Below are 4,543 nucleotides of genomic sequence, written 5' to 3'. Positions count from 1 at the left end.
GAGCTGGTCAACTGCACCTTCTCGGGCAACCTTTCATCCGGCGCTGTCTACAACAACAACGGCGCCATCTCGGCGGTTAACTGCACCTTTGCGAACAACACCCCTACGGGCGGCGTCGCCCTGATAAACAAGGACGGCGAGTTCACCGTGGTCAACAGCATACTGGACAACGACAAGAACGGCATGGCGTACGAGGCCAAGTCCGAGAGCGGCGTCATGAGGATCGACAGAAGCATCGTTCGAGGCAGGCTGGGCAATGTGAACATCGTCGCGACGGACATTCTGCGCCAGGATCCGCTGCTTGAGGAGCTTGAGGACAACGGGGGCCCGACGAGGACTCACGCGCTGAAGGAGGGGAGCCCCGCGATAGGGGCGGGCTACCCTGCGGGAGAGCGGGCGGGCGTCCTGGATTTGCTCGTGCCCGCCGTGGACCAGAGAGGCCTGTACCGCCCGATAGACGCCGAGACCAGCATGGGAGCGTTCGAACACATGGCGAACACAGAGCCGCCCCCGGACCCCGAGCCGGACCCCGATCCCGAGCCCGATCCGGAGCCTGAGCCCGATCCCGAGCCTGAACCGGAGCCTGAGCCTGGGCCTGGGCCGGTGCCAGTGCCGGAGCCCGATCCCGAGCCAGACCCGGAACCTGATCCCGAGCCCGTTCCATGTCCCGACTACCCCGCAGGAGGGTGAATAGTCGTTCCGTAAGCCCGTGCGGCTTTCAGGGAAGGCGCCAAAAAGAGTGCGAACGAGCGACCCGACATCGGACGACAAGGGCGAGGTCCCTCCGTCGCTGCGCGCCGTTCGGGACGACATAAGCAGGCGACCGAACGGGCGTTTTTTCCGTTCGTGTCGATCGCTTATGCGGCACGCCCTTGACCGCGAAGCAGGCGACCGAACGAGCATTTTTTCCGTTCGTGTCGATCGCTTAGGCGGCTTGTTTCTAGCCGCCTTCCTCACCGTTCGTGACGATAGAGGGGGACCCCATCGTCGTTTATCCCTTTGGTTTGACTCCACCTTTGCGACCCAGACCGAAGCCGACTCGGTAAAGGTCGGGCATATCTATTCGGCCGTCGCTTTTCACCTCGATCAGACCAATTCGCGATAAGTCTTCCCTAAGGCCGTCCCATCCTCTTCTCGCATGCTGGGGCGGTAGGCGGTTGGTGGCAATGCTGTCTGGTCCTTCGGGGAATTTTCCCTCCCAGCGTTTAATGATAGCATCGTACTCACATGGGACTGTCAGGCCTTCCAGGCACGACAATACGTCTTTCACCCACGGGTAGTCCTCTGAAATTTCGTCTACCCGTATCTCAGAGGCTTTGCGGATACCGCGTTTGATGCTTTCGTAGTGCAGGGCGCGCTCGTGATCGGGGTAGCGCTCTTTAGTGTCTGAAGTCGCCTGCCGGAGGGCGGCAAGAAACGAACGGGGCGAGGTCATTCCGTTACCATCCGCAAGATGCCCCACAGACCACGTATAAGGAACGCCTCTACGACGGTCGCGGCCCATCCAGGGGCCCGCGAGCTTCTCGAAAAGCTTCTTCTGAAAGGGTGTCTCACGCTTTGCCTCCTCATGAAGCAACCATACTTCTTCGACGCATTCAGGCAGTTCACCGACTACCGAGCGGTATGCTTCACGCAGGACCTCTCCATGGCCACCCTGTGTATTGATTAGGCGTTGCCATAGCAAACCGTGAAGGTCGTGGCGAGCCCAGGATAATTCCGCTCGTGTCGCAAGCAGTTTGGATGCGTCGGGGAAATCCGTAACTGTTCGCTCGAACTGGTCTGTACGCAGGAAAATCTTGGCGTGGAAAGAGGTGTACGACCTGAGCCAAAGCGCGGCGCGCAAAAGTCCCCGAACAATCTTATCCATGCTGTCCCAATCACTGCTGGTGCGGTCAAGCGCATCGAACAAAATAAGCTTTCGACGTCCGTCCTTGCTCATCAAATTATCAGTAGAGCGAAGCTCCCGCTCAACCTCCTCCGGATTGGCCTTGAACCAGGTTATTGCATCCCGCCAGTATTTTTCGAGGATGACGCGTCCGTCTATGATATGGCGCAGCATCACTGTCCGCCATATGTCATAAGGATCGTACCCGTCGCCAAGCAGTTTCGAAAAAACGTCCTCGTTAGGATACGCATCGGTGTCACCGCGACCGGAAAAGCCTGTGACAATGTCGACATTCTCCAGTTCCGGAGCAGCGCCGTCAATAATCGCACGCAGATCGCCTGAAAGCAACGCGGCGGTCCAAAAAGACTTCCCCACGCCTCTTCCTCCTACGACAAGGTGTACATCAAGCCGTAGTGCTTTGACATGCGACGGTGGTATGTACAGCGTTCCTGGAAGGGGTTCTTCTCCAAAGCTGCTTGATTCGAGCGGTGCGGCAAGTATGGCTTGTCGGAGTTCAACAGCGTTATCCATCGGAGTCCTGCTCCTCTATAAGTTCGCCAAGACCTTGAATCAACGGGCCGAAGACATGTACCACAGTGCTCTCTTCGATTTTAGAAAGGCGACCGCGGAGGGTTTTCAGAGAGGTGAAACCCTGATGTCTACGAATGAGCCATGGGGCGTGCGGGGCTAAATCATCCGATTCTTCGAAGTTCCATCGTTCACCTATCATTTCACCCGGGGGAATGGCATCGTACAGTTCGGCTGCGAATAACTCGTAGCCGGCTTCCCTCATTTCTCCCAAACGCTCCAACGTATCGGTCTCCGGCATCATCGCCGCCACAAGCTGCAATCGTTCCCGTATTTCTTTTGCTACTGAAGCATGCCGCCAGTGACGGAATAGTATTTGGTGTCCCGTCCAGGTCTGATCGTCGTCAAACGCGAACAAAAGTATCAGCTTGGCCCCGAGGTCGGTGACGCAGGCCGAGGCCAAGTCGTCAATTCCCGAGCGCGAGTCGATTAGCACGATTTCGGGGTCCAGAGCTTTCTTCAATTCGTCGACCATACGTCGCAATCTTTGCGGCCAACTCTCTCTGGTTCCATCATCCCTCACGACGGACATCCATGCCCTGCCAAGCTTTGAGACGTATTCGCCGGGCTCGCGTCCATGCGCCGGGACTACGAAGACCTCTTCGTCGCGGATAATATCGCTCTTCGCATACATTTTATCAAGAATGGAGTCGCCGTTTCCGACCAGGTCCTCTATCAGCCAGTCCACAATACCGTATTTCGGGCGACGATTTTCCGGGAGTAAAGCGGATGAAAGCCCGGGGGATGCGAGGTCCATGTCGAGGACAAGGACTTTTTTGCCATTTTGGGCCAATGATAGAGCCGAGGCCGCAATCGCTGTGGAACGACCAACGCCTCCTTTGACCGAGAAAAAAACGACAATGGGGGCTCCTGAATCCTCAGAGGCGATAGAGAGCCAGTTGCCGGAGACAGGAAGCCGGTCTGCCACCTTTATCTTGTCAAAACCCTCCAGCGGAAAGAGAGACGCGCCTTTGCACGCATCCTTATCGTTTTCATCATAAAGTATGGCGTATTTTGCTGGGTAGGCCCTGTCGCCGAGTCTGCTTTCCAACTCTTCGGCAATGCCTTTGAGCGTTCGGGAAAGCTTATCTTCCGACACCGCCGCAGGAGCTATCAACCGGACTTTCCCCTTGAGATCGCGGTTTACCAGAAGCCAGTCCATGTTGGACAACTCTGCCTTGTGTCTCTTTAAGATTTCTGTAATTATGGGTAGCGTTTCGTCAAAGGTAGTCACTTCAACAGCCCCTCCCTTCGAGCCTGCTGCACTAACTTGCGAATGGCTTCGGTTCCATTTCGATGCTCAATGGCCAAGTTTTCGTTGAAGTGACTGCTATGCGCATACCGCTGCGATACATCCCAATTGTTGAATACAGTCGGATCGGGCAACGCGTATCCTGATCCGGCCGGACTGCCGGAACGATACGTCTCGTAACGTATCTGGATTCTGTCGATATGCTTGCAGTCAACATTACATGTCGGTCTGTCCTTCCCCGTGTCGAACGGCATTCCAAAGACCACCATCAATGATTTAAGGCCGCATTCAGCCGCCATACCGTAAAGGTGGTCCGCATTGGCCCACCGCTTATTGTTGAATAGCAGCTCACTATCCTTCCAATGGCGTTCGTGTGCATCCAGAAAATCCGTTTTCATTCCGTCCTCCGGGTACTGCGAAAGATAGTATCCTCAAATTTGCATCTTATATAATACACCATGGTGCGCGTAAGGGCGCGCACGCAAGGGGGATGACTTTTTTCACGGCTGTGTCTCCTGTAGGTTGGAATCGAGTAATTTTATTGCTCGACGTGGGGTGTCAAATGGGGGGGCGCGCTGGCCGTCCTGGCACAGGCCACAGTCCGCTGCGAGAGATGCGAGTTCAGCAACAATAAAGCCTCCGCGGAGGGAAGCGCGGTGTGCAACCAAGGCGACCTAGAGCTGGTCAACTGCACCTTCTCGGGCAACCTTTCATCCGGCGCTGTCTACAACAACAACGGCGCCATCTCGGCGGTTAACTGCACCTTTGCGAACAACACCCCTACGGGCGGCGTCGCCCTGATAAACAAGGACGGCGAG

General features: G+C 56.2%; 5 protein-coding genes. 2 read left to right on the top strand and 3 right to left on the bottom strand.

The window, feature by feature from the left end; all coding sequences use genetic code 11:
* The coding region (locus GX181_08765; GenBank protein ID NLM72031.1) for a hypothetical protein at window positions 1-690 on the top strand (690 nt) is incomplete at its 5' end.
* Between the two features lie 301 nt (window positions 691-991).
* Here the strand turns inward: GX181_08765 and GX181_08760 are convergent.
* From GX181_08760 to GX181_08750, 3 genes are read right to left on the bottom strand one after another with little or no spacing between them, the layout of a single operon-like run.
* On the bottom strand, window positions 992-2,416 hold the full coding sequence (locus GX181_08760; protein NLM72030.1) for a hypothetical protein: 1,425 nt from the start codon (window positions 2,414-2,416) through the stop codon (window positions 992-994).
* A complete protein-coding gene (locus GX181_08755; protein NLM72029.1) occupies window positions 2,409-3,707 on the bottom strand; it encodes a septum site-determining protein MinD in 1,299 nt (432 codons plus the stop codon). Before GX181_08755 ends, GX181_08760 begins: the two co-directional genes overlap by 8 nt.
* On the bottom strand, window positions 3,704-4,123 hold the full coding sequence (locus tag GX181_08750; protein ID NLM72028.1) for an SAM-dependent methyltransferase: 420 nt from the start codon (window positions 4,121-4,123) through the stop codon (window positions 3,704-3,706). Before GX181_08750 ends, GX181_08755 begins: the two co-directional genes overlap by 4 nt.
* 258 nt (window positions 4,124-4,381) lie before the next feature.
* Between GX181_08750 and GX181_08745 the strand changes: the two genes are divergently transcribed.
* Window positions 4,382-4,543, top strand: a 162-nt coding sequence (locus tag GX181_08745; protein ID NLM72027.1) for a hypothetical protein, incomplete at its 3' end; no start/stop codon positions are given.

It is taken from the genome of Synergistaceae bacterium, assembly GCA_012521675.1.
Taxonomy (GTDB): Bacteria; Synergistota; Synergistia; order Synergistales; family Aminobacteriaceae; genus JAAYLU01.
Note: the sequence above shows the minus strand (reverse complement) of the source record. Positions and strands in the feature narration are given on the sequence as shown.

Excerpts from the sequence above, each read along its gene's own strand:
- GX181_08760 (NLM72030.1), bottom strand. The coding sequence starts at position 2,416 with ATGGATAACGCTGTTGAACTCCGACAAGCCATACTTGCCGCACCGCTC.
- GX181_08750 (NLM72028.1), bottom strand. The coding sequence starts at position 4,123 with ATGAAAACGGATTTTCTGGATGCACACGAACGCCATTGGAAGGATAGT.